General features: G+C 72.5%; 19 protein-coding genes and 1 riboswitch. Of the genes, 12 read left to right on the top strand and 7 right to left on the bottom strand.

Features of this window, described 5'->3' with window-relative positions; translation table 11 throughout:
* Positions 1–21 precede the first annotated feature (21 nt).
* Positions 22–1,167, bottom strand: a complete 1,146-nt coding sequence (locus tag ACQPYA_RS27430; RefSeq protein WP_433529932.1) for a hypothetical protein — start codon at positions 1,165–1,167, stop codon at positions 22–24.
* A gap of 128 nt (positions 1,168–1,295) precedes the next feature.
* On the opposite strand from ACQPYA_RS27430, the gene ACQPYA_RS27425 reads away from it, so the two are divergent.
* The 3 genes from ACQPYA_RS27425 to ACQPYA_RS27415 all read left to right on the top strand — a co-directional run bounded on the left by ACQPYA_RS27425 (position 1,296) and on the right by ACQPYA_RS27415 (position 4,694).
* Positions 1,296–1,901, top strand: coding sequence for a class I SAM-dependent methyltransferase (locus tag ACQPYA_RS27425; RefSeq protein ID WP_433529931.1), 606 nt, complete (start codon positions 1,296–1,298; stop codon positions 1,899–1,901).
* Between the two features lie 77 nt (positions 1,902–1,978).
* Positions 1,979–3,658, top strand: coding sequence for an ABC-F family ATP-binding cassette domain-containing protein (locus tag ACQPYA_RS27420; RefSeq protein WP_433529930.1), 1,680 nt, complete (start codon positions 1,979–1,981; stop codon positions 3,656–3,658).
* Between the two features lie 85 nt (positions 3,659–3,743).
* Positions 3,744–4,694, top strand: a complete 951-nt coding sequence (locus ACQPYA_RS27415; protein ID WP_433533649.1) for an aldo/keto reductase — start codon at positions 3,744–3,746, stop codon at positions 4,692–4,694.
* A gap of 107 nt (positions 4,695–4,801) precedes the next feature.
* Here ACQPYA_RS27415 and ACQPYA_RS27410 read toward each other — a convergent pair whose 3' ends face one another.
* The gene (locus ACQPYA_RS27410) at positions 4,802–10,708 is read right to left on the bottom strand and encodes a ThuA domain-containing protein (protein ID WP_433529929.1); all 5,907 of its coding nucleotides are present in this window, start codon (positions 10,706–10,708) and stop codon (positions 4,802–4,804) included.
* Between the two features lie 314 nt (positions 10,709–11,022).
* A riboswitch (TPP riboswitch) is annotated at positions 11,023–11,131 on the top strand.
* Between ACQPYA_RS27410 and ACQPYA_RS27405 the strand changes: the two genes are divergently transcribed.
* The 7 genes from ACQPYA_RS27405 (at position 11,126) to thiC (ending at position 17,281) form a co-directional block, all read left to right on the top strand.
* The gene (locus ACQPYA_RS27405) at positions 11,126–11,752 is read left to right on the top strand and encodes a thiamine phosphate synthase (protein WP_433529928.1); all 627 of its coding nucleotides are present in this window, start codon (positions 11,126–11,128) and stop codon (positions 11,750–11,752) included. It overlaps the preceding riboswitch by 6 nt.
* Positions 11,746–12,906, top strand: a complete 1,161-nt coding sequence (gene thiO, locus ACQPYA_RS27400; protein ID WP_433529927.1) for a glycine oxidase ThiO — start codon at positions 11,746–11,748, stop codon at positions 12,904–12,906. The genes ACQPYA_RS27405 and thiO overlap by 7 nt, the downstream gene beginning before the upstream one ends.
* Positions 12,897–13,097 (top strand): sulfur carrier protein ThiS, encoded by a 201-nt coding sequence (thiS, locus tag ACQPYA_RS27395; protein ID WP_433529926.1) that lies wholly within the window; start codon positions 12,897–12,899, stop codon positions 13,095–13,097. The genes thiO and thiS overlap by 10 nt, the downstream gene beginning before the upstream one ends.
* Positions 13,098–13,102: 5 nt before the next feature.
* On the top strand, positions 13,103–13,876 hold the full coding sequence (locus tag ACQPYA_RS27390) for a thiazole synthase (protein ID WP_433529925.1): 774 nt from the start codon (positions 13,103–13,105) through the stop codon (positions 13,874–13,876).
* A gap of 80 nt (positions 13,877–13,956) precedes the next feature.
* The gene (locus ACQPYA_RS27385) at positions 13,957–14,886 is read left to right on the top strand and encodes a thiamine phosphate synthase (RefSeq protein ID WP_433529924.1); all 930 of its coding nucleotides are present in this window, start codon (positions 13,957–13,959) and stop codon (positions 14,884–14,886) included.
* On the top strand, positions 14,883–15,671 hold the full coding sequence (thiD, locus tag ACQPYA_RS27380; RefSeq protein ID WP_433529923.1) for a bifunctional hydroxymethylpyrimidine kinase/phosphomethylpyrimidine kinase: 789 nt from the start codon (positions 14,883–14,885) through the stop codon (positions 15,669–15,671). The genes ACQPYA_RS27385 and thiD overlap by 4 nt, the downstream gene beginning before the upstream one ends.
* Positions 15,672–15,688: 17 nt before the next feature.
* The gene (thiC, locus tag ACQPYA_RS27375) at positions 15,689–17,281 is read left to right on the top strand and encodes a phosphomethylpyrimidine synthase ThiC (protein WP_433529922.1); all 1,593 of its coding nucleotides are present in this window, start codon (positions 15,689–15,691) and stop codon (positions 17,279–17,281) included.
* 126 nt (positions 17,282–17,407) lie between these two features.
* Here the strand turns inward: thiC and ACQPYA_RS27370 are convergent, their stop codons facing one another.
* The 4 genes from ACQPYA_RS27370 to ACQPYA_RS27355 form a co-directional block, all read right to left on the bottom strand.
* Positions 17,408–20,284: a hypothetical protein gene (locus ACQPYA_RS27370; RefSeq protein ID WP_433529921.1), complete on the bottom strand. Its 2,877-nt coding sequence runs from the start codon at positions 20,282–20,284 to the stop codon at positions 17,408–17,410.
* 78 nt (positions 20,285–20,362) lie between these two features.
* On the bottom strand, positions 20,363–20,692 hold the full coding sequence (locus ACQPYA_RS27365) for a cupin (RefSeq protein WP_433529920.1): 330 nt from the start codon (positions 20,690–20,692) through the stop codon (positions 20,363–20,365).
* Positions 20,689–21,639, bottom strand: coding sequence for an LLM class F420-dependent oxidoreductase (locus ACQPYA_RS27360; protein ID WP_433533648.1), 951 nt, complete (start codon positions 21,637–21,639; stop codon positions 20,689–20,691). Before ACQPYA_RS27360 ends, ACQPYA_RS27365 begins: the two co-directional genes overlap by 4 nt.
* Positions 21,640–21,641: 2 nt before the next feature.
* A complete protein-coding gene (locus ACQPYA_RS27355; RefSeq protein ID WP_433529919.1) occupies positions 21,642–22,427 on the bottom strand; it encodes an ABC transporter ATP-binding protein in 786 nt (261 codons plus the stop codon).
* Between the two features lie 266 nt (positions 22,428–22,693).
* Here ACQPYA_RS27355 and ACQPYA_RS27350 point away from each other — a divergent pair, with 266 nt between their 5' ends.
* Both ACQPYA_RS27350 and ACQPYA_RS27345 read left to right on the top strand, forming a co-directional pair.
* Positions 22,694–23,722, top strand: coding sequence for an ABC transporter substrate-binding protein (locus ACQPYA_RS27350; RefSeq protein ID WP_433529918.1), 1,029 nt, complete (start codon positions 22,694–22,696; stop codon positions 23,720–23,722).
* A gap of 96 nt (positions 23,723–23,818) precedes the next feature.
* Positions 23,819–24,679 (top strand): ABC transporter permease, encoded by an 861-nt coding sequence (locus ACQPYA_RS27345; RefSeq protein WP_433529917.1) that lies wholly within the window; start codon positions 23,819–23,821, stop codon positions 24,677–24,679.
* Positions 24,680–24,793: 114 nt separating this feature from the next.
* On the opposite strand, the gene ACQPYA_RS27340 is transcribed toward ACQPYA_RS27345, so the two are convergent.
* A complete protein-coding gene (locus ACQPYA_RS27340) occupies positions 24,794–25,975 on the bottom strand; it encodes an ABC transporter substrate-binding protein (protein ID WP_433529916.1) in 1,182 nt (393 codons plus the stop codon).
* Between the last annotated feature and the right edge of the window lie 416 nt (positions 25,976–26,391).

Genomic DNA, 26,391 nt, shown 5'->3' with positions numbered 1-26,391 from the left:
CCGGCCGGTGCCCGGACCGCGTCAGTCCCCGGTGGACTCGTCCTGGCTGCCGGTGCTGCCGGTGGGCGTCACGGTCGGCTGACCGGCGGTCCCGCCGTCGGCCCGCCGCTCCAGCACGCTCCGGTTCAGGTGCAGTTCGAGCAGGTCGAAGAGGATCTCGCGGACGACCGTGTCGCCGGAGCGGATCGTCGCCCCGTCGGCGCGGGCGACCACGGCGTACGCGACGTAGTGGCCGCGTACCTGCCAGCCGACCCTCGCAGGGGCGGTGGTGATGGCCTCGGTTCCGTCGCCCGCCGACATGCCGCGGAACCGGCCCTGCCGCTCGTCGAGCAGCGGGCGGATCCGATCCCGGGCCCGCTCGGCGCTGGAGCGGTCGGCCAGGTTGAACAGCCCCGCGGTGACCAGGTGGTCTCCGTCGGGCGTGCGCAGGGTGGCCCGGACGACCTGGCTACAGCCGAGCCGTACCAGCAGGTCCGAGACCTCACCGGTGGCGGCCACCGCGCAACTGGCGCTGGACTGGCTGCGGAGCACCTCGTACCCGGACTGGCCGTCGCCGACCGTCAGCCGGGTGCCGGGGAAGACCTCCCGGGCGGTCAGCGGCGCCTGGTCGGTGTCCCGGGAGTCGAGGTCGCTCGCGTCGGCGGGTGCGACGCCGCGGGTGGTTTCCGGCGCGGCGCTGGGCGCCGCCTGCGTGCCGATCAGCTGCCGCCCGTCGAGCAGGGCGGCGGCGGTGAGGCCGCAGAGGGCGAGCAGTACCAGCACGGCGGCAGCACCGATCATCACCTGCCAGGCCCGGCCACCGCCGCGACGCGACGGCGGTGCCGGAGTCGTGGTGGCCGACTCCTGCGCGGCATCCGATGCCGGCCCGTACAGCGATCCCGGCTCGTATGACGCTGCCGGGTCGTATTGCGATGCCGGGTCGTATGCGGGTGCCGGCGGCGCGGGCTCGGGCGGTACCGACTCCTGTGGCGTTTCGGCAGGCGTCGCCGGGGCCGGGGCCGCCGAGGGCAGCATGAGCTGGTTGGGACGCGGCAGCGACGGCGTGGGAAAGCGCGACGGGGACGGCCCGGCCGGGGGCGGCGGGCCGGGCCGGGGCGAGAGTCCCTCGGGCTCGTCCGGCCGGTACTGGACGGATGCGTCCTCATCGGAGTCGTACCGATACACCATGCCGTCCAGAGTAGGGATGTTTATCCCTTTAGTAGGTAAATTCGGGGAAACCCGGCGTCTGTCGTGTCGCGCCGTCCTGCGACTCCCGTCCCGCCGGGTCGACCCGCCCCGATGCGAGAATGGCCGGCGTGACCGGGGACCACTACTTCACCGCCGAGCCCAGCGCGCCCGCCCAGCCGCGCGAGGTGCAGTTCACCGTCGCTGGCCGCGACTACACCCTGGCCTCCTCGGCCGGGGTCTTCTCGGCGACCCGCCTCGACCCGGGCACTGCCGTGCTGCTGCGCAAGGCCGAGTTGCCGGGGCCCGCCAGCACCGGCGCGCTGCTCGACCTCGGCTGCGGCTTCGGTCCGATCGCCGGCGTGCTGGCGACCGTCGCGCCCGCGGCGACCGTCTGGGCGATCGACGTCAACGAGCGGGCGCGCGAACTCACCGCGGCCAACGCGGCCCGGCTCGGCGTCGAGGGCCGGGTGCGGGTGGCGGCACCCGCAGAGGTGCCGGCCGACCTCGACTTCGCCCAGATCTGGGCGAACCCGCCGATCCGGGTCGGCAAGGACGAGCTGCACGAGCTGTTGCGGCGCTGGCTGCCCCGGCTCGCGCCGGACGGGGTGGCCTGGCTGGTGGTGGCCCGCCACCTCGGCGGCGACTCGCTGCACCGCTGGCTGGTCGAGCAGGGCTGGCAGGTGGGGCGGCACGCCAGCCAGAAGGGCTTCCGGGTGCTCCGCGTCACCCGGTGAGCGGTTCCGCGCCCCCGGCGACTGCTCGGCCCGGGTAATTGGTTGGCCCGCCAGCTGGGCTACGGCAGGATGCCGGCGTGGGATACGTGGACGTGGCGGCGGTCGGGTACGTCCTGCCGGACGGGCGGGAACTCTTCGCCGACGTGTCGTTCCGGGTCGGTGAGGGTGCCAAGGTGGCGCTGGTCGGGCCGAACGGCGCCGGCAAGACGACGCTGCTGCGGATGGTCGCCGGTGACCTGCCGGTGCCGACCGGCGCCATCGCGCGGACCGGCGGGTTGGGCGTGATGCGGCAGTTCATCGGCATGATCGGCGACGAGTCGACGCTCGCCGACCTGGCGCTGTCACTGGCACCGCCGGGGTTGCGCGACGCCGGCCGCCGGCTGGCCGAAACCGAGGCGGCGATGCGGGCGGCCGAGGTGCGCGGCAAGTACAGCACCGCCGCCGGCAAGGCCCAGCTGGCGTACGCGGACGCCCTCGCCGCCTGGGGCGAGACCGGCGGATACGACGCCGAGGTGCTCTTCGACACCGTTGCCACCATCGTCCTCGACCTGCCCTGGGACACCGCCCGGCACCGTCCGGTGCGGACCCTCTCCGGTGGACAGCAGAAGCGTTTCGCACTGGAACTGCTGCTGCGCGGCACCGACGAGGTGCTGCTGCTCGACGAGCCGGACAACTTCCTCGACGTGCCCGGCAAGCGCTGGCTGGAGTCGCGGCTGCGGGAGTCGGCCAAGTCGGTGCTCTACGTCTCGCACGACCGGGAGTTGCTGGCGCACACCGCCGACCGGGTGGTCGCCGTGGAGGGGGGCAGCGCCTGGGTGCACCCCGGCGGCTTCGCCAGTTGGCACGCGGCCCGGGTGGCCCGTCATGCCCGCCTCGACGAGCTGCGGAAACGGTGGGACGAGGAGCACCAGAAGCTGCGCGAGCAGATGCTGATGTACAAGCAGAAGGCCGCGTACAACTCCGACATGGCCTCCCGGTACCAGTCGGCGCAGACCCGGCTGCGCCGGTTCGAGGAGGCCGGTCCGCCGCCCGTACCGCCGAAGGAGCAGGACATCCGGATGCGGCTGACCGGCGGGCGGACCGGCAAGCGCGCGCTCATCTGCGAGCAGCTGGAGCTCGACGGCCTGACCTACCCGTTCGACCTGGAGGTGTGGTACGGCGACCGGGTCGCCGTGCTCGGGGCCAACGGCACCGGCAAGTCGCACTTCCTGCGCCTGCTGGCGCGTGGCGGGACGGATCCGGATCCGGCGAACGGCCCGGTCGACGGTGCGGCGGCGCTCGCGCCGGTGGCGCACGGCGGGACGGCGCGGCTCGGGGCGCGGGTCCGCCCCGGCCACTTCTCGCAGACCCATGACCGGCCGGAGCTGACGGCGAGGACGCTGGTCGAGATCCTCTGGCGGGGCGACGAGCACCGGGCCGGCATGGATCGGCACGCGGCGATGGCCGCGCTGAGCCGGTACGAGCTGGCCGCGCAGGGTGACCAGCGGTTCGGCACCCTCTCCGGCGGGCAGCAGGCCCGTTTCCTGGTGCTGCTGCTGGAGCTCTCCGGCGCGACCCTGCTGCTGCTCGACGAGCCGACCGACAACCTCGACCTGGCCTCGGCCGAGGCGTTGGAGGCGGGACTCGCCGCGTTCGCCGGGACAGTGCTGGCGGTGACCCACGACCGCTGGTTCACCCGGACCTTCGACCGGTTCCTGCTCTTCGGCGGCGACGGCGAGGTGGTGGAGACGGCCGAGCCGGTGTGGGATGTGGGGTGATCGGCCGTTTACCGATAGTGGCCGGCGTGCCGGACTCTGCGGCCGGCACCCCGCCCGTCGGCATACAGTTGATCTCGTGACTGAGATGACCTATCGCCGGCTGGGCGACTCCGGGCTCGTGGTGTCCGTCGTGGGGATCGGCTGCAACAACTTCGGCCGCAAACTCGACCTGGACGGCACCCAGGCCGTGGTCGACGCCGCCCTCGACGCCGGGATCAACTTCTTCGACACCGCCGACATCTACGGCGAGCCGCACGGGGCGTCGGAGGCACAACTCGGCGCGGCCCTCAAGGGGCGCCGGGACGACGTGGTGGTGGCGACCAAGTTCGGCATGTCGATGGGCGGTGGCAACGGGCGCGACTTCGGGGTACGCGGCTCGCGGCGGTACGTCGTGCGGGCGGTGGAGGCGTCGCTGCGCCGCCTGGACACCGACTACATCGACCTGTATCAGCTCCACGAGCCGGACCCGGGCACGCCGATCGACGAGACGCTCTCCGCCCTGGACGACCTGGTCCGCGACGGCAAGGTGCGCTACCTGGGCAACTCCAACTTCGCCGGCTGGCAGATCGCCGACGCCGAGTGGACCGCGAAGACCCGGGGCCTGACCCGGTTCATCAGCGCGCAGAACCACTACAGCCTGCTCAACCGGGACGCCGAGATCGAGGTGCTGCCCGCGTGCGAGCGGTTCGGCCTCGGCATGCTGCCGTTCTTCCCGCTGGCCAACGGCCTGCTCACCGGCAAGTACAAGCGCGGCGAGGCGCCGCCCACGGGCAGCCGGCTCGCCGGCGGCGGCCGGTACGCCCAGCGCCTCGCCGCCGCCGACTGGGACACCATCGAGGCCATCGAGGCGTACGCCGCCGAGCGCGGGGTGTCGGTGCTGCACGTGGCCATCGCCGGGCTGGCCGCCCAGCCGTCGGTGACCTCGGTGATCGCCGGCGCCACCACGCCCGACCAGGTGCGCGCCAACGCCGAGGCCGGCGCCTGGCAGCCCACCGCCGAGGACCTCAAGGCCCTGCGCGCGGTGCTCGACCGGTAGCAGCCGAACGGCCCGGCACCCCGTCGACGGTGTGACGGTGGGTACCGGGCCGTTGGCGTCGCCCCGGCGGGACCCCGCCCGGCGGCTGCCGGACGGGGTCCCTGGGATCACAGGCGACGACCGGGCGCGAGCCGGGTGGGATCGCCACCGAGCCGGCCGGCGCCGGTCACCGATGCACCGTCGTTGGCCCGTGCGCCCGCCCTGCTGGCCGTGCCGCCGAGCCGGACGATCATCGCGTCGGCGTCCCGGACCAGCACGTCCCGGATCTCCGCCTCGGCCACCAGGGACGGGTTGGTGGCGAGGGTGCGGAACGTGGTGAGCTGGTTGATCGCCCGGGTGTCGTTACCGGCCGCCTCCGCCGTACGGGCGTTGGAGAGCCGGGTCGACATCCGGTCGTACGCGCCGTTCGACAGCCGCCCGGTCGCCTTGAACCGGTCCAGCAGGTTCTGCATGTCCCGGAACGAGGTGGTGACGAAGAAGCGCACGTTCGTGGTGGTGGCGTTGCCCGCCTTGTCGGTCGCGGTCACGGTCAGCTCGTGCAGGCCCAGCGGCAGCTCGTACATCGCCTGAAGCGTGCCGTTGGCGTACGGCCGGCCGTTGAGCTGGCCGACCACCCCGGCGATGCCCGAGGTCGGGTCGACCGCCTGCCAGGACACCCGGACGTCCTGGCTGTCGCCGTAGAGCTGGCCGTCGGCGAGGCCGGAGACGAGCAGGGTCGGCTTGGTGCCGTCGATCCGGACCACCGCCGACTTCAGCGTCTCGGCGTTGCCCGCGTTGTCGGTGGCCCGGTAGAGCAGTTCGTGGGCCCCGTCACCGCTGATCTCGACCGGCTCGGTGTACGGCGTCCAGGCGCCGCCGTCCAGCGCCCACTCCAGCCGCTTCACCCCGGAACCGGCGTCGGTCGCGGTGAGCACCACCGGGACCCGGCCGTTGTGCCAGCCCTCGTCGTTGGCCGGGGCGAACGCCGCGATGCTGAGCGGTGCCGTGGCGTCGATCCTAACGGTGACCGTCTTCGTCTCCTCCACGTTGCCGGCCTCGTCGACGGAACGGAACCGCAGCTCGTGTGAGCCGTCCCCGGTCACCTGCACCGGCCCGGCGTAGCTGGTCCAGGTGGTGGCGCTGCCGAGCTGGTACTCGGTCCGGGCCACCCCGCTACCGCCAGGCTCGTCGGTGGCGGTGAGCGTGACGGTCGTCGGGCCGGTGTGCCAGCCCTCGACCGGCGTGCCGGCGACCTGGGCGGTGGTCACCGGTGCGGTGTCGTCGACCGTGCCGATGGAGAGCCGGAAGTAGTCGAACGACGCCGCCTTCGACGCGGTCTGGTTGGCGCCGAGGGTGAACAGACCCACCTTCGGCGTCGCCCCGACCGCCGTGTTGGTCAGCGCCGGCAGCGCCGTCCAGGTCGCGCCGTCCGCCGAGTACGACGCGGTGTAGACGTTGCCGCTGCGGGCCAGCCGCAGGTGCCACACCGAAGCGGTCAGGTCCGCCGCCTGCGGCTGCGGGTCCTGCACCGCCCCGCCGATCTCGCTGCGGAACTCGACCCGTCGCGTCACCGGCTGACCGGCCTGGTTGTCCACGATGTAGTCGAACTTCAGGTAGTTGTCGTCGTCGGCGTACACGATCAGGCCGGCCTGCTGGTACTGCTCGTCCAGCAGGCTCCCGTCGACCTTCGTCTCCAGGGTCCAGTCGCCGCTCGGCGCGGTTTGCAGGATGAAGTTCGTCGGCCCGGAGTTGCCGGTGCCGTAGATGTCACCGTTCGGCACGTCGATCCGCAGCGACCCACCGGACACCCGGTAGCCGGCCGGGTCCTCCCGGACGATCGCGTTCCACCGGCACTTGTCCAGCGTGTCACCGGTGAACTCGTCCGACGGGCCGACCGGCTCGGCCGGGGTGTCCGGCGTCACCTGGAACCAGTCGAACGCCGCCTCGACGATGGGTGCGTCGGTGCCGCCGTTGAGGGCGAACAGGCCGATCCGCGGGTTCGTGATACCGGCGAGCACGGCCGACCGGCCGACCGGGGTGAAGTTCTGCCCGTCGGCGGACATCGCCGCGGTCAGGCTCGTCCCGTCGCTGGCCAGTCGCAGGTGGACGGTGTCGCCCGTCGGCGCGGCGGCACTGTCGGCACCCTCGTTGCGGGGAGTGCCGGCGCTCTCCCGGATGAACTCCACCCGCCGGCTGCCGTTGTAGAGCAGGTCCAGCTTGGCGTAGTTGTCGTCGTCGCCGTAGACCAGCAGGCCGGCCTGCTGGTAGTTGGCGGTCACCGGGAGCGTGACCTTGGTGGTGGCCTGCCAGGCTCCCGAGGGCGCCGGCTGGAGCACCAGGTTGGTGGCGTCGTTGCGGTTGCCGTAGAGGTCGCCGACCGAGGTGGGCAGGCGCAGCGCCCCGCCGGAGACCGACAGGAGCTGGTTCTCCCGCACCACGCCCCACCGGTCACGGTCGAGGGTGTTGCCGGTGAAGTCGTCCGAGCGGGCCCCGAAGCAGGAGGTGTTCGGCGCGTCCACCTTCACCTGGACGGTGGCGTACGCCCTCGCGCCCCGCTTGTCGGTCACCGTCAGGGTGGCGGTGAAGGTGCCCGGGACGGTGTACGTGTGGCTGGCGTTCAGCGTGTCCGCCGTACCGCCGTCGCCGAAGTCCCAGGCGTACGTGAACGGGGTGTCCTCCTCGGCGTCAGTGGCCGTACCCGAGAAGGCCACCGTGACCGGCGCGATGCCGGTGGTCGGGGTGGCCGTCGCGGTCACCACCGGCGGCGCGTTGTCGGTGACGCCCCTGCCGAGGAAGTCCACCCAGTTGACGTTGAACAGGTTGCCGGCCCCGCCCGCGGGATCCCGGGCCACGAAGTACAGCGCGCCGCGGGCGTCGGCGTTCGCCGGCACCTCGGCGGTGACGTCGGTGTACGTCTGCCACGCCCCGGTGCCCGGCACGTCGACGGAGGTGATCAGCGGTCCGTCGGCGGCACCGGCCCGGACCTCCAACCGGCCGCCGGAGGTGGCGGAGGCGGCCCGGAACCGGATCGCGTCGATACCGGTCAGGTTCGCCGGATCCACCGACCACCAGTCGCCGTCCTCGATCCAACCGATGTTCTGGCCGCCGCCGGTGCTGTCACCGGTCTCCTCCTTGCCGACCCCGGGGTCGCCGCCGCCGGTGCTGCCGGGCACCCGGCCGGTGGCCGAGTGGTACTCGGCTTCCTTCCGCTTGGGCTGGAGGATCTCCAGCGCGCGGCCGGTGAGCGGCTCGGCGCCGCCGGCCCCGCCCCCGTCGGTGTAGGTCGCCTCCAGGACGGTGAAGACATTGGCCTCGGCGCCGTGCCCGGCGGCGAGCTGGGTCTGCACCACGCCGGTGCAGCCGGTGTGCTGCTCCAGCGGGTGGGCGTGCTCGTCGTGGCCGAGCAGCACCTGGAGCTGCACCCGGTCGCAGTCGATCTCCCCGTCCTCCGGGTCGGTCACCGTGACCGTGTACCTGACCTGGTCACCCCAGTTGAAGAAGCCGCCGTCCGGCGGGAACTCGATGGTGACGGTCGGCGCGGTGTTGCCGACGGTGACCCGGACGTTGGCCACCGCGGTCCGCCCCTTCGGGTTGGTCACGGTGAGCTGGGCGCTGTAGTTGCCCGCCTCGGCGTAGGTGTGCGCCGGGCTGGCCTCGGTGGAGGTCTGCCCGTCGCCGAACGTCCAGGCGTAGGTGAGGGTCCCGCCGTCGGGGTCGCGGGAGCCGGTGCTGGAGAACCGCACCGTGAGCGGGGCCGGCCCGGAGGTCGGCTCGGCGCTGGCCACCGCGATCGGCGCCCGGTCACCGGCGACGTAGTCGATCCGGTAGATGCCGGAGTTGTCGTTGTTGCCGCCGAAGCCGCTGCCCCACTCGATCAGGTACAGCGCGCCGTCCGGGCCGAACTCGAAGTCCATCGGCCGGATGAAGGTCATCCCCTCCAGCAGGCGGTTGATGTCCACCAGGGACCGGCCGTCCCGGGTGACCTGCATGGTGTACATCCGCGACTGGTTCCACTCGCCGAACATGGCCTTGCCGTCGTAGTACGCCGGCCACTTGCGCTCCGAGGCGAGGTCGGCGTCGTACCGGTAGACCGGGCCGCCCATCGGCGCGCCGCCGCCACCGATCTCCGGGAAGAGCGGGTTGCCGGCGTAGCCGTAGTCGACGGTGGCCGGGATCGCCGGCGGCAGATTGGTCAGGCCGGTGTTGTGCGGCGAGTCGTTCACCACGGCGGCGCAGTCGAACTTCGGGCCGGACGGACCGGAGGGGAACTGGTAGTCGTTGTACGCCCGGTTCGCCCCGGTGCAGTACGGCCAGCCGAAGTTGCCGGGCTGGTCGACGATGTTCCACTCCACCAGGCCCTCGGGGCCCCGGTTCGGGTTGGCCGAGGCGGCGTCCGGCCCGTAATCGGCCACGTAGAGCACGTCGGTGGCCGGGTCGATGCCCATCCGGAACGGGTTCCGGAAGCCCATCGCGTAGATCTCCGGACGGGTCTTCTCGGTGCCCGGCGGGAAGAGGTTCCCGGACGGGACGGTGTACGTGCCGTCCTCCTCCGGGTGGATCCGGATCACCTTGCCGCGCAGGTCGTTGGTGTTGCCGGAGGTGCGCTGCGCGTCGTAGTCCTGCCGCCCCGGCCGCTCGTCGATCGGGGTGAACGCGTCGGACGAGAACGGGTTGGTGTTGTCCCCGGTGGCCAGGTAGAGGTTGCCGGCGGAGTCGAAGACCATCGTGCCGCCCGCGTGGCAGCAGGTGTTGCGCTGCGTCTCGACCGGGAGGACGACCTTCTCGCTGGCCTTGTCGATGGTGTCACCGGTGACGGTGAACCGGGAAAGGTGGTTGCGGGGGCCGCCGCTGACCGGGGCGTAGTAGAGGTATACCCAGCCGTTGCTGGCGAAGTCCGGGTCGAGGCGGATGCCGATCAGGCCGTCCTCGTTGCCGGTGAAGACGTCGAGCTGGACGGCGGTGACCGTGGTGCCGGTGTCCGGCTTGACGATCTGCACCCGGCCGTCGCGTTCGATGTAGAAGACCCGGCCGTCGGCGGCGATGTCCAGCTCCATCGGGTTGCTGGTGTTGCTGTCCAGCGTCACCTTCTCGAAGCTCGCGGTCAGCGAGGCACCACAGTCGGCACCGCTCACCCCGGCCGCGGTCCGGATGCCGCCGAGCAGGTGGGCGAGGAACTCCGGCTCGGCGAACGACTCGTCGGTGTGGCCACCACCGGTGTACCAGGCCCGGCCGCCGTCGTAGTCCTGGCACCAGGCGATCGGGTGGTCGTGCCCCATCGCTCCGGTGCCGGGGGAGTAGCTCCGCTCGTCGAGCGTGGCCAGCACGTGCACGTCGCCGCGCGGGTTGGACTGGTAGTTGTACCACTCGTCGAACCGGGACCAGCGCTCCGGCAGATGGGCGGTGGACTCGTGCGCGTGGTCCTCCACCTTGATCGTGGCCTGCTGGTTGGCCGGGTGGCTGGCGAAGTACGCGCCGACCAACTCGCCGTACCAGGCCCAGCTGTACTCGGTGTCGGAGGCGGCGTGGATGCCGGCGTAGCCGCCGCCAGCCTGGATGTAGCGCTCGAACGCCGCCTGCTGGTCGGCGTTGAGCACGTCACTGGTGGTGGAGAGCCAGACCACCGCCTGGTAGCGGGCGAGGTTCTCGTCGGTGAAGGCGGCGCCGTCCTCGGTGCTGTCGACGGTGAAGCCGTGGGCCGCGCCGAGCTGCCGGATCGCGGCGATGCCGGCCGGGATGGAGCCGTGCCGGAATCCGGCGGTCTTGGAGAAGACCAGGACCGAGAACGGCTCGTCGGCGGCGGCCTTCGGCGCGGGCGCGGCCTGGGCGCTGGCCGGTGCGGCGGTCTTGGCGCTGGCCGGTGTGGCGGTCTTGGCGCTGGCCGGTGTGGCGGCCTGGGTGGTGGACGCGGCCGGTGCGGCGGTCTGGGGGAAGGGCGCGGCCTGTGCGGCGGGTACGCCGACGAGCATGCTCGTGGCCAGGCCGAGGGTGAGGAGGGTGGCGGTTACCGGTACGCGGGCACGGCGAGGTCGGGACACTCCGGTCTCCTTTGTCCTTACTGGACAGGGGGCGCGGGGGCCGGTTCGCCGAAGACCGTCCCAGATGGAGCCCAGCGGGTACGCCCTGCCGGGGGCGCCCGTTGCGGCATTATGTCGAATCGTTGAACAAATTAATGTAACTGAATCGATTCATGGCAACCCCTCGATAGGTAACGTTTTCGCATCGGTGTAAGGAGGGGTCCCCTGTTAACGCCTCCGGTATAGGAAGGGCCTCCTCTTAACAACTCCACCGCGGAGCCCTCGTCGGGGAGCGCGCCTTGGCAGCCCGGCGGATCTGTCGTACGGTGACACCCAAGTGACCCACGGGAGCCCGGTTGACCGGGCTGAGAGGGGGGCTGCGAGCCCCCGACCGTCGAACCTGATCCGGGTAATGCCGGCGCAGGGAGGAGTGTTGCCGTGCCGTCCCTGGGGCGACTGCATCTGATCACCGACACCCGACCCGGGCGGGATCCGCTCGCCGTGCTCCGGGCCGTGCTGCCGGTGGCCCGTGACGAGTTGGTGGTGCAGGTCCGGGTCGAGGACACCGCGACCGACCGCCAGGCGTACGACCTGACCCGGCGGGTGGTCACGCTCTGCATGCCGTACGCGGTGACCTGCCTGGTCAACGACCGGCTGCACGTGGCCCTGGCGGCGGGCGCGGCGGGCGGCCACGTCGGCGCGGACGACCTGCCGGTCGGGGCGGCCCGGCGGGTGCTCGGCCCGACCGCCGTGCTGGGTGCCACCGCCCGGGCACCGGGGACGGCCGTCGAGGCGGTCGCCGCCGGGGCGACCTATCTCGGGGTGGGGCCGTACCGCCCGACCTCGACAAAGGAGGCACTGCCGGCGGCCATCGGCGCGGCCGGCGTCCGGGCGGTGGCCGAGGCGGTCGGGGTGCCGGTGATCGCCATCGGGGGAGTGACGGCGGCGGAGGTGCCCGCGCTGCGGGCCGCCGGCGCGTACGGGGTGGCGGTGGTCGGCGCGCTGTCCGGAGCCGCCGACCCCGCCCGCGCCGCTGGCGAACTGCTCCGGGGGCTCTCGTGTTAAGAGGGGGCCCTTCTACTACCGCAGGCGTTAAGAGGGGGCCCTTCCTTGCGGTGGTGGGGGCGGGGCCGGTCGGGTTGGCGATCGCTTGGCGGTGTGCGGCGCGGGGACTGCGGGTCGTGGTGCACGATCCCGCGCCCGGGTCGGGTGCCTCGCACGTCGCGGCCGGGATGCTGGCGCCGGTGGCCGAGGCGTACTTCGGTGAGCGGGAGCTGACCGGGCTGCTCGCCGAGTCGGCCGCGCGGTGGCCGGGGTTCGCCGCCGAGCTGATCGAGGCGGCCGGCGTCGACATCGGCTACCGGACCGAGGGCACGCTGATGGTCGGGCTCACCGCCGACGACCTCGCCGAGGCGCGGCGGCTCTGGGCGTACCAGCGGGAGCTGGGGCTGCCGGTGACGGCGCTGCGCCCCTCGCAGCTGCGCGACCGCGAGCCGGCGCTGGCACCCCGGGTGCGCGGCGGCGCGTTCGCCGCCACCGACCACCAGGTCGACCCGCGGCGGCTGGTGCCGGCGCTGCGGATCGCCGCCGAGCGGGCCGGCGCGGTGCTGGTCGCCGAACCGGTGCGCCGGCTCCGCGACGTGAGCGCCGGGATCACCGTGGTCGCCGCCGGCTGCGGGACCGCTGCCCTCACCGGGCTGCCGGTCCGCCCGGTGAAGGGCCAGGTGCTCCGGCTGCGCGCGCCCGACGGCGGCCCGCCGGGCTTCCGGCACGTCATCCGGGGGTACGCCGACGGCGAGCACGTCTATCTGGTCCCGCGGGACAGCGGTGAGGTGGTGGTCGGCGCGACCGTCGAGGAACGCTCCGACCGGGACGTCTCCGCCGGAGCGGTGCTGCGGCTGCTGCGTGCCGCGGTCGACCTGGTGCCCGAGCTGGCCGAGTACGACCTGGTGGAGACGATGGCCGGACTGCGCCCGGGTACGCCGGACAACGCCCCGATCCTGGGACCGCTGCCCGGCCGTCCCGACGTGCTGGTGGCCACCGGCCATCACCGGCACGGGATCGTGCTCACCCCGGTCACCGCGGATCTGATCACCGACCTGCTCGCCGGGGCCGCCCCCGACCCGCTGCTCACCCCCTTCCGCCCGGACCGCTTCGTCGGCGCGGCCGGCGCTTTCACCAGGTCCGAGAAGTGCCCGGAGGATGCCCCATGGAACTGACGGTGAACGGTGTCCGGCGCAGCGTGCCGGACGGAGTCACGGTCGCCGAGCTGGTCCGGGACGTCACCCCGCAGCAGCGTGGCGTGGCGGTGGCGGTGAACGGCGAGGTCGTGCCGCGTGCCGGCTGGCCGGCGACGGTGCTGCGCGGCGGCGACCGGGTCGAGGTGCTCAGCGCCGCCCAGGGCGGGTGAGCCGGGTGGACCGCTTCGAGGTGGGTGGAGTGCGGTTCGGATCCCGGCTGATCCTCGGCACGGGTGGGGCCGCCAACCTGCACGTGTTGGAGCAGGCGATCCGGGCTTCCGGCACCGAGTTGGTCACGCTGGCGCTGCGCCGGGTGGACACCGTCCCGGGTCGCCCCGGCGGTCTGCTGGACCTGATCGACCGGTGCGGCGTACGCCTGCTGCCGAACACGGCCGGCTGCTACACGGCCGGCGAGGCGGTGAAGGTGGCCCGGCTGGCCCGGGACGCGTTCGAGACCGACTGGGTCAAGCTGGAGGTGATCGGCGACGAGCGGACCCTGCTGCCCGACGGGGTGGAGCTGCTGCGCGCGGCGGAGGAACTGGTCGCCGAGGGGTTCACCGTGTTGCCGTACACCTCGGATGATCCGATCCTGGCCCGCCGGCTCGCCGATGTCGGCTGCGCGGCGGTGATGCCGGCCGGGTCACCGATCGGGTCGGGGCTCGGCGTGTCCAACCAGCACCACATCCGGCTCATCCGGCAGAGCGTCGACGTGCCGGTGATCCTGGACGCCGGCATCGGCACCGCCTCCGACGCGGCCCTGGCCATGGAGCTGGGCTGCGACGGCGTGCTGCTGGCCAGCGCGGTGACCCGGGCCGCGGATCCGGTGGCGATGGCCACCGCGATGCGCCACGCGGTAGCCGCCGGCCGCCTCGCCCACGGCGCTGGCCGCATCCCGCAGCGCCGCCACGCCCTCCCCTCCACCCCCCACGAAGGCCGCCCCGACCTATGACCAGACACCCTGCCGATCTTGGTACGACACCGCACCTCCGGGGGCCGGTTCGGACCAGGATCCACACGATCTCGGGCGTCGTGCTGTTGACGGATCGGCGGGTGGCGCGGGGGCGGTTGGTGGACGTGGTATCGGCTGCCGTGGCCGGGGGAGTGCGCTGGGTGGTGCTGCGCGAGAAGGACCTGCCGCGCGCCGAGCGCCTGGCCCTCGCCACCGAGCTGCGCCCCATCCTGGCCCGGACCGGCGGCACCCTGATCGTCGCCGGCCCCGACCCGCTGCTCCCCGACAGCACGGACGCCCTGCTCCCTGCCGGCTCCGACCCGCTGCTCCCCGATGGCGCCGCCGACGCGCCTGGTCCCGACACCCGGGGCCGGGCCACCGCCGTCGACCGGTTGCCGGTCGCGCTCCACCTGCCGGCGGCCGGCCCCTACCCGCCGCCCGCGGCCGACCTGGTCGGCCGGTCCTGCCACGACGCGGCGGAACTGCGCCGACTCACCACCGAGGACTACGTCACCCTCTCGCCGGTCTTCCCCACCCGCACCAAGCCCGGATACGGCCCGCAGCTGCTACCCGAGGGACTCGCCGAGTTGATCCGGCTGAGCCCCGTGCCGGCGGTAGCCCTCGGCGGCATCGAGACCCCGGCCCAGGTACACGCCTGCGTCGAGGCGGGCGCCGCCGGAGTGGCCGTCCTCGGCGCGATCATGCGCGCCGAGAACCCACACCGGACAGCCGCCACCCTCACCAGAGCCTTCCGAGAGGCGGCCACCCCGAAGCCGCCAGCCACGGCAACCCCCGAGCGCCGAACCCGCCACCGGCGAGCGGGATCGACCACGACGGGACTGCGGCCGGCCGTGCCCACGCAGGGATCGAGCCTGACCGCCCGGAGCGGGCACGGTCCGCCGCAGCCCTGCACCGCGCCCACCCCCCAGGCCCAGCCGCAGCCCGACACCGCAACCACGACATCGGAACCCGACACCGCAACCACGACGGCAACCGAGGGAGAGACGTGACCCCCACGACCGTGCTCACCGTGGCCGGCTCGGACTCCGGCGGCGGCGCCGGGATCCAGGCCGACCTCAAGGTCTTCGCCGCGCTCGGCGCGTACGGCACGAGCGTGCTCACCGCGGTCACCGCGCAGAACACCCGGGGCGTGGACGCCGTGCTGCCGCTGCCGCCGCAGACGGTCACCGACCAGCTCGACAGCGTGCTGTCGGACTTCGCGGTGCGGGCGGTCAAGACCGGGATGCTCGGTACCCCGGCGGTGGCGGGGGCGATCGCCGACGCGGCGGCGTCCGGCCGACTGCCGCAACTGGTCGTCGATCCGGTGCTCGTCGCCACCAGTGGACACCGGCTCGGGGTGGTGGAGGCGGTGGAGCGGCTGCTGCCGTACGCCCGGGTGGCGACGCCGAACAGCGCGGAGGCCGCGGCCCTGACCGGTGCTCCGGTGACCGGGGTGGCGGAGATGGCGGCGGCCGCGCGGGCCCTGGCCGCCGGCGGGCCGGAGTGGGTGATCGTGACCGGCGGCGATGTGGACACCGGGGACGAGGCGGTGGACGTGCTGCACGGCCCGGACGGGACGACCGTGCTGCGCGCGCCACGGGTGCCGACGCGGCACACCCATGGGACCGGATGTTCGTTCTCGGCGGCCACCGCCGTGCGGCTGGCGCTGGGCGATCCGGTGCCGGCGGCGGTCGCCGCCGCCAAGGAGTACGTCAACCGTGCGCTGGCCGGCGCGCGGAACTGGGAGTTGGGCGCGGGACGCGGCCCGATGGACCACTTCGGCTGGTCCGCTTAGCCGACAGGGAGGCTGTCATGCAGGCACGTCGCAAGGTGTACGTCGAGGGGTCGCGACCAAACCTCCGGGTGCCGTTCGCGGAGGTGGAGTTGACCGGGGACAACCCGCCGGTGCGGCTCTACGACACCTCCGGCCCCGGCTCCGAGCCGAAGGCCGGACTGCCACCGCTGCGGGGGCCGTGGATCGCCGAACGGGGCGACGTGGCACCGGCACGTGGCGCCGGGACGCCGCTGGCCGGGGCGGACGGGAAGCGGCCGACGCAGCTCGCGTACGCACGGGCCGGGATCGTCACGCCGGAGATGGAGTTCGTGGCGATCCGGGAGGGGATGACGCCCGAGTTCGTCCGGGACGAGATCGCGGCCGGGCGGGCGGTGCTGCCGCTCAACGTCAACCACCCCGAATGCGAACCGGCGATCATCGGCAAGGCGTTCCTGGTCAAGGTCAACGCCAACATCGGCACCTCGGCCGTGACCTCCTCGGTGGCCGAGGAGGTGGAGAAGCTCACCTGGGCCACCCGGTGGGGCGCGGACACCGTGATGGACCTCTCCACCGGCAAGCGGATCCACGAGACCCGCGAGGCGATCGTGCGCAACTCGCCGGTGCCGATCGGCACGGTGCCGATCTACCAGGCGTTGGAGAAGGTCGGCGGCGACCCGGTGAAGCTGAGCTGGGAGGTGTTCCGGGAGACCGTGATCGAGCAGGCCGAGCAGGGCGTGGACTACATGACGGTGCACGCCGGGGTGCTGCTGCCGTACGTGCCGCTGGCGGTGGGCCGGGTGACCGGCATCGTGTCCCGGGGCGGCTCGATCATGGCGGCCTGGTGCCTGGCACACCACGAGGAGAACTTCCTCTACACCAACTTCCGGGAGCTGTGCGAGATCCTGGCCCGGTACGACGTGACGTTCTCCCTCGGCGACGGGCTGCGGCCCGGCTCGATCGCGGACGCCAACGACGAGGCGCAGTTCGCCGAGCTGCGGACCCTGGGCGAGCTGACGAGAATCGCCTGGGAGTACGACGTGCAGGTGATGATCGAGGGTCCGGGCCACGTGCCGATGCACAAGATCAAGGAGAACGTGGACCTCCAGCAGGAGTGGTGCCACGAGGCCCCGTTCTACACGCTCGGCCCGCTGACCACGGACATCGCGCCCGCGTACGACCACATCACCTCGGCCATCGGGGCGGCGATGATCGGCATGTTCGGCACCGCCATGCTCTGCTACGTCACCCCGAAGGAGCACCTGGGGCTGCCGGATCGGGACGACGTGAAGGCGGGTGTCATCGCGTACAAGATCGCGGCGCACGCGGCGGACCTGGCGAAGGGACACCCGGGCGCGCAGGCCTGGGACGATGCGCTCTCCAAGGCGCGGTTCGAATTCCGCTGGTCCGACCAGTTCAATCTCTCGCTCGACCCGGAGACCGCGCGGTCGTACCACGACGCGACGCTGCCGGCCGAGCCGGCAAAGACCGCGCACTTCTGCTCGATGTGCGGGCCGAAGTTCTGCTCCATGAAAATCACCCAGGATCTCCAGGAGTACGCCGCCCGCGGCATGAAGGAGAAGTCCGACGAGTTCGTCGCCGCCGGCGGGCGGGTCTACCTGCCGCAGGCCTGACCGCCCCGATCTGCGGTCCCGATCCGCGCCACACCTGTGGCCCTGTCTGTGGCAACGGGGCGGGGCGGAGGCCGGCGGAACCGGCCTCCGCCGCCGGTGCGGTAGCCGCCGTTCTCTCGCCCGCCGTCAGTCCCGGTGGTGCCGCCCGGTCGAACGCAGCTTGCGTCGGGGCTCCTTCCGCGCGGGCACGTCGTCGTCGCCGAGGGGCTGGCTGAGCCCGGCCACCCAGTCGACGTACTCCTCGTCCTGAGCCGCCAGCGCCTCCTCGCGCTCGCCTGCCGCACCACCGTCCGCCGAGCGTGGCCTGCCGCGGCGGAACAGGCCGCGCCGGCCCTTGTCGCGGTCTCCGCCCGGCTGCACGTCCTCGACCCGGGTGACGGGCGGTTTGGTGAAGGCGGCCGACAGGTCACGGGCGGTGGCCGCCGGGTCGGTGCCGACGCCCGGCACGTCACCGTAGGCCGCCGACACCTCCCGCGCCATGATCGCCGGGTCAGGTCCGTCCGCACGCGCCGGATCGTTGTCGCCCGGGTCTGCTGAGGGCGGCGGCGTGACCCCGCCGGTGGCCCGGCCCGGCCCGACCGCCGGTGTGCGCTCGGCTACCGCTGGCGATGTGGTGTACGCGGCCGGCACGTCGCGGCGGCCCGGTCCGGTGCCGGCCGGGCCATTGGTGCCGGGGCTGGCCGGGTCGGTGCCTGCCGGGTCGGTGCCTGCCGGGTCGGTGCCTGCCGGGCCGGTGATGCTGAAACTGGTTGAGCCGGTGGTGCTGGGGCCGGTGGTGCTGGGGCTGGTTGAGCCGGTGGTGCTGGGGCTGGTCGGGCCGGTGGTGCCGGGTTGGCCCGTGGCCGTGGTGTCGTCGGATGGCGGCGGACCGGGCCGGCGGGCGGGCGTGAAGGCGTTCCAGGGCGTTGCCCGGTTCAGGTCGGGCATCGGAAGGCGGTGCCGTGGCCGTGGCGCCGGCTCCGGCGTGGCCGCCCCGGTGGTCGTACCCTCGTTGGCGGCCGTCCACCAATCCGATGCTCCGCCCGACGCAACGGCACCGGTCACGTCGGCGCTGCTCACGCCGGAGCTGCTCACGTCGGCGTGGACAGCCGGATCGCTCTCGCCCGTGGCCTCGATGTTGGTGGGAGCGGTGTTGGCGCGAATCGCAGTTCCAGAATCTGGTCGGGCGCTCGCCGAGGCGGCACGCTCAGCTGGAGCTGGAGCTGGAGCTGGAGCTGGAGCTGGAGCTGGAGCTGGAGCTGGAGCTGGAGCTGGAGCTGTCGTGTCGGCGTCGGACGCGGTGGCGCGCGTCTGTCGGGGCGGCGGGCCCGCCGGGTCCGCGGGCACGGCAGGTGTCCGTGGTTTGCGCGTACGTCGAGGTGCCGGTGCCTTTCGGGACGACTCGACCACCGGGCCGTCGGGCGGCTCCGTGGCTCGTACCACCGGCGGGATGTCGCTACCGTCGCCGACCGGCGCTGGCTCGACCACCGGCTCCGGAGCCGGGCCGGCCGCCTTCGTGGCCTGATCGTCCGCCGGTCCCGGATCGTCGCCCGTCCGGTCGTCGGCCCCCGTTACGTCTGCCGGTGCGTCGGCGGCGAGCGGGGCGGCTTCGGCCTGCGCACTGGTGGCGACGGCGTCCGCCGTCGGCATGCTCGCGTCGGTGTGAACTGCCACCTTCCCAGCGCGTCCGCCGCCCGCTGGTTCCTCAGTGGTAGCAGCGGTATCGGTGTCGGCTCCGATCGCCGCCTCCACCATCGACCGATCAGCCGCCGGCCGGCTCGTCCGATCAGCCTTCGATCCGGCTGCGCTGGCAACCTCCGGCCAGGCTGCCCGGTCGGTCTCCGGCCCGCCCGTCCGGTCGGTCTCCGGCCTGGCCGCCCGGTCGGCCTCCGATCCGGCTGCCCGGTCGGTCTTCGGCCTGGCCGCCTCTGCTCTCTCCGGCGCCGCCTCTGCTCTCTCCGGCGTGCCTGTCCGGTCGGCCTCGGGTGTGCCTGTCCGGTCGGTCTGCGGTGTGTCTGCCGCAACGGGCTCCGGCGTGGCGGCCAGGTCGACCTCCGACTCGTCTGCCTCGGCGGTCGCCGGCCCGCCCGACGCCGCGGTGCCCGGGCTGCTCGCGGCGGTCGACGGGGTGTTAAGAGGGGGCCCTTCCTCTACCGCAGGCGTTAATAGGGGGCCCTTCCTTGCACTGGGGAGGAGGGTGGTGGCGGCGGAGCCCAGGGCGCCTACGGCGACTGCGATCAGGGCGCCGTAGTAGGGGGCGAGCTGGTAGCGGTCGCCCGTGTCGCCCGGCCCGGCGGAGAGGTATGCGAACGCCACCAGCACCGGGCCGGCTACCCCGGCCGGGCCGCTGACCAGCGGAGGGTGGCCGCGCCATCGGGCCAGCGCCCCGGTCGCCGCACCGGCCAGCAGGGTCACCATCGGCAGGATCAGCAGGCCCAGCCGTTGCGCCGCGTCGGCGGTGAGCCATGCCGGCTCCAGCACGCCGAGGCGTACCGGGTTCAGCGGCCCGTCCGCACCGAGTGACGGTACGACCGACAGCAGCGCCACCAGCCACACCACGCCGGCCACCGCAGCCATGTTCCAGGCGAAGGGTGGCCGGACCAGTACCGCCAGCGCGGCGCCGGCACCGACCACCGCGCCGAGGACGGCGCAGATGGCCACGGCCCAGACCGGGTCGACCGAGATGAGTTCGGCGCTGCGGGCCGGTTGCATGCACAGGGGTGCCACGACGGTGGCGCCCAGGGCGGCACTGCCCGCGACGGCGAGCTGCCGGCCGGTGCCGGTGAGCTGTCCGTCGTGGCGGGCCATGCGTTCGGTGAGCACGGCACCGACCACGGCCGCGTTCGCGGCGAACCAGCCGGCCCAGACGAGCTGGGCCGGCCACTGGTTGACGGTGGCGCCGGTGAAGGCGCCGGTGAGCCGTACGATGCCGAAGCCGAAGGCGAGGCCGAGCTGACCGGCCCCGGCCAGCAGGCTGACGCCGAACGCCGTGAGCAGTAGGCGGCTCAAGGTCCGATGGGCCATGAACGGCACGTTACGGTCCGTTGCCACCGATCGCCACCGGCACGCCGTGTGAGGAGGGAGTACCTGCTCGCGGCGGGTCTACTTGAACTCGACCAGTCGAGCCAAATATGTCGTGTCGCCGACGTTGGTGAGCATGTGCACGGCACCCGGATCGCGGTAGACCACTCCGCCGGTTGGCTCGTCGGCGTCGATCCGGGTGCCGTCGATGGTCTGTACGACGTTCTTCGCGCCCTGGATGGCCACCACCAGGTAGGGGTGGTCGTGCCGGTGCAGCGGCTGCCGTTCGCCCGGCTCCAGCCGGATGTGCCAGACCCGGACCCGGTCGTTCTCGAAGACGATCTCCTGGCCGACCGGACCGAGGGTGAGTTCCTGCCCGGACGAGTGAGGATCGAGCGGCGTTTCGGTCATCGGGTTCCGTCCAGTCGGGGGAGCACCTCGGCGGCGATCAGCTCCAGGTGGTCAAGGTCGGCGAGGTCGATCAGGCGCAGGTGCACCCGCTCGGTACCGATCGCGGCGAACTCGCCGATCCGGTCGACCAGCTGCTCCGGTGACCCGACCACCGGGTCCTCGGGTGGCAAAGCGCTCTTGACGTGCAGCGGCGCGGCCCGCCGTCGGGCCTCCGCATCGGTACGCCCGATCGCCACCACGATGCCGGCGGAGAGCACCAGCGGCTCACGCCCGCTGCCGGTGCGGTCGACACCGTTCGAGGCCTCCCGTACCCGCTCGTACGCCTCGGCCGTCTGCTCGATGCTGGTGAACGGCACGTTGAACTCGTCGGCGTACCGGGCGGCCAGCTCCGGGGTGCGCTTGGGGCCGCGCCCGCCGACGATGACCGGCGGCCCGGGGTGCTGCACCGGCTTGGGTAGGGCGGGGCAGTCGGCGAGCCGGTAGTGGTCCCCGGTGTAGCTGTACCTCCCGCCCGACGGGGTGGCCCAGAGTCCGGTGATGACTTCGAGCTGCTCGGCGAGCCGGTCGAAACGCTGGCCGGCGCCGGGGAACGGGATGCCGTACGAGAGGTGCTCGCGGGCGTACCAGCCGGCGCCGATGCCCAGTTCGACCCGGCCGCCGCTCATCTGGTCCACCTGGGCCACCATCACGGCCAGCGGGCCCGGCAGCCGGAAGGTTGCCGACGTGACCAGCGTGCCCAGCCGGATCCGACTGGTTTCCCGGGCCAGCGCCGCCAGCGTCAGCCAGGCGTCGGTCGGCCCGGGCAGCGCCGCCTCGTCGCCCATCGCCTGGTAGTGGTCGGCGCGGAGGAAGCCCTCGAACCCGCCGTCCTCGGCGAGCCGGGCGAACCGGAGCTGGTCGTCGTAGCTGGCGCCCCGGTGCGGCTCGGTGAAGACGGAAACCCGCACGGTCATCGTCCCTCCGTGCCGGCGGTGGCCGGCTGGTCGCGTTCCATCAGCAGCTCGTGCAGGTCGGCGCTGACCCGGGCGACGTCCGCGAGATGGGCGTTGCGGCCGAGGGTCCGGGGCCGGGGAATGGTCACGTCGACGACCTTGCGGACCCGGCCGGGGCGTGGACTGAGCACGACCACCCGGTCGGCGAGCAGCACCGCCTCGTCGATGGAGTGGGTGACGAAGACGACGGTCGCGCCGTTGCGCATGTGCACCCGCTGCAACTCCCCGGACAGTTCCTCGCGGGTGAGCGCGTCGAGCGCGGAGAAGGGCTCGTCCATCAGCATCACCCGGGGATCGCCGATCAGCGACCGGCACAGCGACACCCGCTGTTGCATGCCGCCGGAGAGCTCGTGTGGCAGCCGCTTCTCGAAGCCGGCCAGCCCGGCGACGTCGAGCAGGTCCCGCGCCCGGTCCCGGTGGTCGGCGCGCTTCCAGCCGAAGATCTCCACCGGCAGCAGCACGTTGTCGAGCACGGTGCGCCACGGGAGCAGGGCCGGTCGCTGGAACAGCATGGCGATGTCCGGGCGTGGCCCGGTGACCGGCGCGCCACCCACGGTGACCGTCCCGGAGCTGACCGGGATCAGGCCGGCGATCAGCCGCAACAGGGTGGACTTGCCGCACCCGGAGCGGCCGAGCACCGCGACGAACTCGCCCTCGGCCACGTCGAGGTCGATGCCACGCAGCGCCTCGACCCGGCCGGTGCGGCCGTCGAAGGTGCGCGACACCTCGGACAGTCGGATCATCTCCGGCGGCCTCCGCTGAGTGGGCGGTCAATAATCCGTCAGAGGCTATCCCGCGCGGTCCGTATCGCACCGTCCGGGGTGGACGCGACTTTGTATCCGTTCCGAAACCCGATACGCCTGGCGTCGCAAAGGTGGGGTTCTCGTACGCTGTGCCCGCGAAGAGTCCCCTCGATACGCGGTGTCGGCTTCCATCCCAGCTGGCCGGTGCCGCCCGACAACTCCCTCCCGGTGGCCGACGCCCCGGTTGGAAAGGACAAGGTGCACTGATGAGAAGGCTGACCCGTACGGTCGCCGCGGCCACGCTGGCCACCGCTCTCGCCCTGGTTTCCGCATGCAGCAGCGATGCGGACAAGGCCGACGACAGCAGCGGCGTGGGGGCGTCCCTGGAGCAGGTGACGTATCTCACGTCGTTCGGCAACTTCGGGCGCGACTCCTACGCCTGGGTGGCGAAGGAGAAGGGCTTCTTCAAGGACGCCGGATTCGACGTCGAAATCAAGCCCGGGCAGGGCACCGGCGCGGTGATCCAGACGATCGTCGGCGGCCAGGCGCACTTCGGCCCGATCGACCTGACCGGTGGCCTGCTGCAACTCGGCAACGGCGACGCCAAGGACTTCGTCGCGGTGGCCGCGATCCAGCAGCGCACGATGGCTGCCATCGCCACCGTCGAGGGCACCGGGATCAACACCCCGAAGGACCTGGAGGGCAAGAAGCTCGCCGACACCCCCGGCTCGGTGGTCCGCAACCTCTTCCCGACGTACGCGCGGATGGCCGGCATCGACTACACCAAGGTGACCTGGGTCAACGGTGAGGCGCAGACCCTGATGGGCACGCTCGCCGCCGGCTCGGTGGACGGCATCGGCCAGTTCGTCGTCGGCCAGCCGACCATCGAGGCGGTGACCAAGAAGAAGGCTGTCCTGCTGCCGTACAGCAACGTGATGCAGGACCTCTACGGCAACGTGCTGATCACCTCCAAGCAGTACGCCAGCGAGAAGCCGGAGTCGGTCAAGAAGTTCACCGAGGCGCTGCTCAAGGGCCTGGAGTACGCCCTTGCCCACCCGGACGAGGCGGCCGAGATCCTGGCGAAGAACGCCGAGGCGGTCAACCCTGCCGCGGCTGCCGCCGAGCTTCAGCTGATGGCCGGGTACGTCCGGTCCAGCAACTCCGGCACCGCGGTCGGCACGCTGGACAGCGGCCGGGTCGCCAAGAGCATCGCGATCCTGCGCGGTGCGGGCGCCCTGAAGTCGGACCTCACCCCCGACCAGATCATCGACTTCAACCTCGCGCCGAAGGCCTGAGGTCGACCGCTCCACCCACGGGTACGCCGCACCGGGCAGCCGGTGCGGCGTGCCCCGCTCTGCTTTTCCCGGAAACGCCAACCGCAGGAGGATCCGATGACCGATGTCCGCACACGGCGGCCGGAGGCGACTTTCGTACCCGGGCCGTCCCCGGTCGCCCCGCGGGGCCGGCGGTGGCGGCCGGGCGACCTGCGGGGTGCGACTGCCTCGGCGCTGCCGCCGGCCGCCGGCCTGCTGGTCGCCCTCGGTCTCTGGTGGCTGGTCGCCCGGCTGGAGTTGATTCACCCGGCCGCCCTGCCGCCGCCCGGTGACGTCCTGGCCGCGTTCGCCGAACGGCCGGCGCGGCTGCTGGAGCACACCGCTGCCACCACCGGGGAGATCCTGATCGGCTTCGCGCTCTCCGTCGTGGCGGGGGTGCTGATCGGCCTGGCGCTGGCCGTCTCGCGGACGGTCGAGCGGATGTTCACCCCGCTGCTGGTCGCGGTCAACGCGGTGCCGAAGATCACCCTCGGCCCGCTCCTGGTGGTGGCTCTCGGCTGGGGTCAGAAACCCATCCTGACCATGGTGTTCCTGCTCTGCTTCTTCCCGATCGTGCTCTCCACCGCGACCGGCCTGACCACTACCCCGGCCGAGCTGGCCGAGCTGGTCCGGTCCTACAACGCCTCCCGCTGGCAGGCGTTCCGCAAGGTCCGCTTCCCGGCCGCGCTGCCGCAGATCTTCGTGGGCCTCAAGGTCGCCATGCCGCTGGCCGCGATCGGCGCGGTGATCGGTGAGTTCCAGGCCGGCGAGGGTGGTCTCGGCTACGTCATCCAGCAGTACGCGGGGATCGGCGACACCGCCACCGCCTGGGCGGCGATCATCCTGGTCGCCCTGGTCAGCATCCTGCTCTACTCCGCGCTCGTGGTCGTCGAGCGGCGCAGCCTGCCCTGGCTGCGGGAAACCACCTCCAGCCGCTGAACCCAGCGACCGTCGGGTGCGGGTGGCCGCACCGCGACCGGCGGAGGGGCCGGGCATGACCATCCGGAGCCGGTTGCGGTGTGGCCAGACCCACCGCAACCGGCCCCGGACAGGTCAGCTCGCCAGCCGCCAGCGGCCGTTACGGGCGACCAGGGTCGTCAGCGCCTGAGGCATCAGCCCGGAGTGGTTGTCCGGCGTCATCCGGATCGGCCCCGACAGGCCGTCCAGCTGGGACGTCTCCAGCACGTCCCGGAGGCCGTCCCGGTCGACCTTCCCGGCCGGGCCCCCGGCGCGCAGTTCGGCGTCGACGATGAGCTGGACGGCGTCCGCGGCAAAGGAGGACGAGCCGTGGTACCCGCCGAATCGGGCGGTGTAGTCCTGGAACCACTGGCGGCGCGCGGCCTTCGCCGGAGTGGTGGCAATCACATCGTCGATCACCATGGTCTGGGTGAAGACCATGGTCGCCCGATCCGCCGCCCGGCCCGCGGTGCCGAGGAAGAGGTCGCCGGCGGCGGCGGCGTCCAGGAACAGGGATCCCCGGAAACCGGCCCGCTTGACCGCGGTGGCACCGAGCATCGCCTGCTCGGGTGCGGTCCAGAGGACCATCGCCTGGGGTTCGGCGCTGACCAGCGTCCCGGCCTGCCGGTCCACCTCGGTGTCCGTACCCCGGACCGACGCCTCGGCCAGGATGTCGATGCCGACCTTGTTGAACTCGCCACGTAGCGCCTGGACGCCCTCGCGCCCGTAGGCGTCGTCGCTGCGCAGGACGCCGACCGTGCTGATGCTGCGGCGCCGCAGCTCGACGGTGATCGCGCCGGCGTTGTCGGCGGCGTTGGGGGCCAGCTTGAACATGTACCGGCGCTCGGCGACCGGGCTGGCCACGGCGCCGGCGGCGGCCAGCGCGACGGTGGGAATCTGCTTCTCATTGACGGTACGGACCGCGCCGACCGCGCATTCGTTGCAGCCGCCCATGATGATGGCGCTGACCGACGAATCGTTGCTGAAGTCGACGATGTTGCGGAGCGACTCGCTGGCGTCGGAACGGTTGTCCTTCACCCGCAGGTCGATCGTTCGGCCGTTCAGGGCGCCGGAGGCGTTCAACTGCTCGACCTTCAGAGTCAGTGCCTGCCGGTAGGCCTTGCCGACGCCGGCCGCGGCACCGGAGAGTTCCAGGTCGGCGGCGATGACGATCGGACTTGTGTCCTGCGCCTGCCCTCCGAACTGGCAGCCGGTGAGTGTGGTGGCCAGCAGGGTCGACGCGACCGCCATGGCGGTCGCGGAGCGGAAGGGGGTCAACTCTAGTCCTCCTGATGCGGCGCGGGCGGAACCCGGTCACCGGCCGACTCGACCATCCACAGTGGATATTGGGATGGGTCTGTCGTACGGTATGCGCGAAGCCTGCAAAACCTTGCCAATGCCGGGCGCTGCGGTCAAGCGAGGCCACCGGAGGCGTTTCGGGACACGAATCCCACATGTTGGGGTTACCAGATGTTTTCAAATGCTCACTGTGGCGACATGAATGACCACTCTGGAGTCACATGCCCTGTTCAGGGCACTGTGGAAATGTAGGTATTAGTTGACCGGAACACGGGATGCGCTCCGTCCGACCGTTTCGTTCCCCGCTGTGGCTTCCCAAACACGATCTCGTCTGATGAAATCGCGGCCGTGCCGCGCGTGGCGCCGGCCGCCGCCCCACGCACGGGTCGACGGGT

The organism is Micromonospora sp. CA-263727 (assembly GCF_050942455.1).
Taxonomy (GTDB): domain Bacteria; phylum Actinomycetota; class Actinomycetes; order Mycobacteriales; family Micromonosporaceae; genus Micromonospora.
Note: the sequence above shows the minus strand (reverse complement) of the source record. Positions and strands in the feature narration are given on the sequence as shown.

What these genes read in the sequence shown, in the direction of transcription:
- ACQPYA_RS27430 (WP_433529932.1), bottom strand. Translation starts at nt 1,167, where the DNA reads ATGGTGTATCGGTACGACTCCGATGAGGACGCATCCGTCCAGTACCGG.
- ACQPYA_RS27415 (WP_433533649.1), top strand. Translation starts at nt 3,744, where the DNA reads ATGACCTATCGCCGGCTGGGCGACTCCGGGCTCGTGGTGTCCGTCGTG.
- thiS (WP_433529926.1), top strand. Translation starts at nt 12,897, where the DNA reads ATGGAACTGACGGTGAACGGTGTCCGGCGCAGCGTGCCGGACGGAGTC.
- thiC (WP_433529922.1), top strand. Translation starts at nt 15,689, where the DNA reads ATGCAGGCACGTCGCAAGGTGTACGTCGAGGGGTCGCGACCAAACCTC.
- ACQPYA_RS27370 (WP_433529921.1), bottom strand. Translation starts at nt 20,284, where the DNA reads ATGGCCCATCGGACCTTGAGCCGCCTACTGCTCACGGCGTTCGGCGTC.
- ACQPYA_RS27365 (WP_433529920.1), bottom strand. Translation starts at nt 20,692, where the DNA reads ATGACCGAAACGCCGCTCGATCCTCACTCGTCCGGGCAGGAACTCACC.
- ACQPYA_RS27355 (WP_433529919.1), bottom strand. Translation starts at nt 22,427, where the DNA reads ATGATCCGACTGTCCGAGGTGTCGCGCACCTTCGACGGCCGCACCGGC.
- ACQPYA_RS27350 (WP_433529918.1), top strand. Translation starts at nt 22,694, where the DNA reads ATGAGAAGGCTGACCCGTACGGTCGCCGCGGCCACGCTGGCCACCGCT.
- ACQPYA_RS27345 (WP_433529917.1), top strand. Translation starts at nt 23,819, where the DNA reads ATGACCGATGTCCGCACACGGCGGCCGGAGGCGACTTTCGTACCCGGG.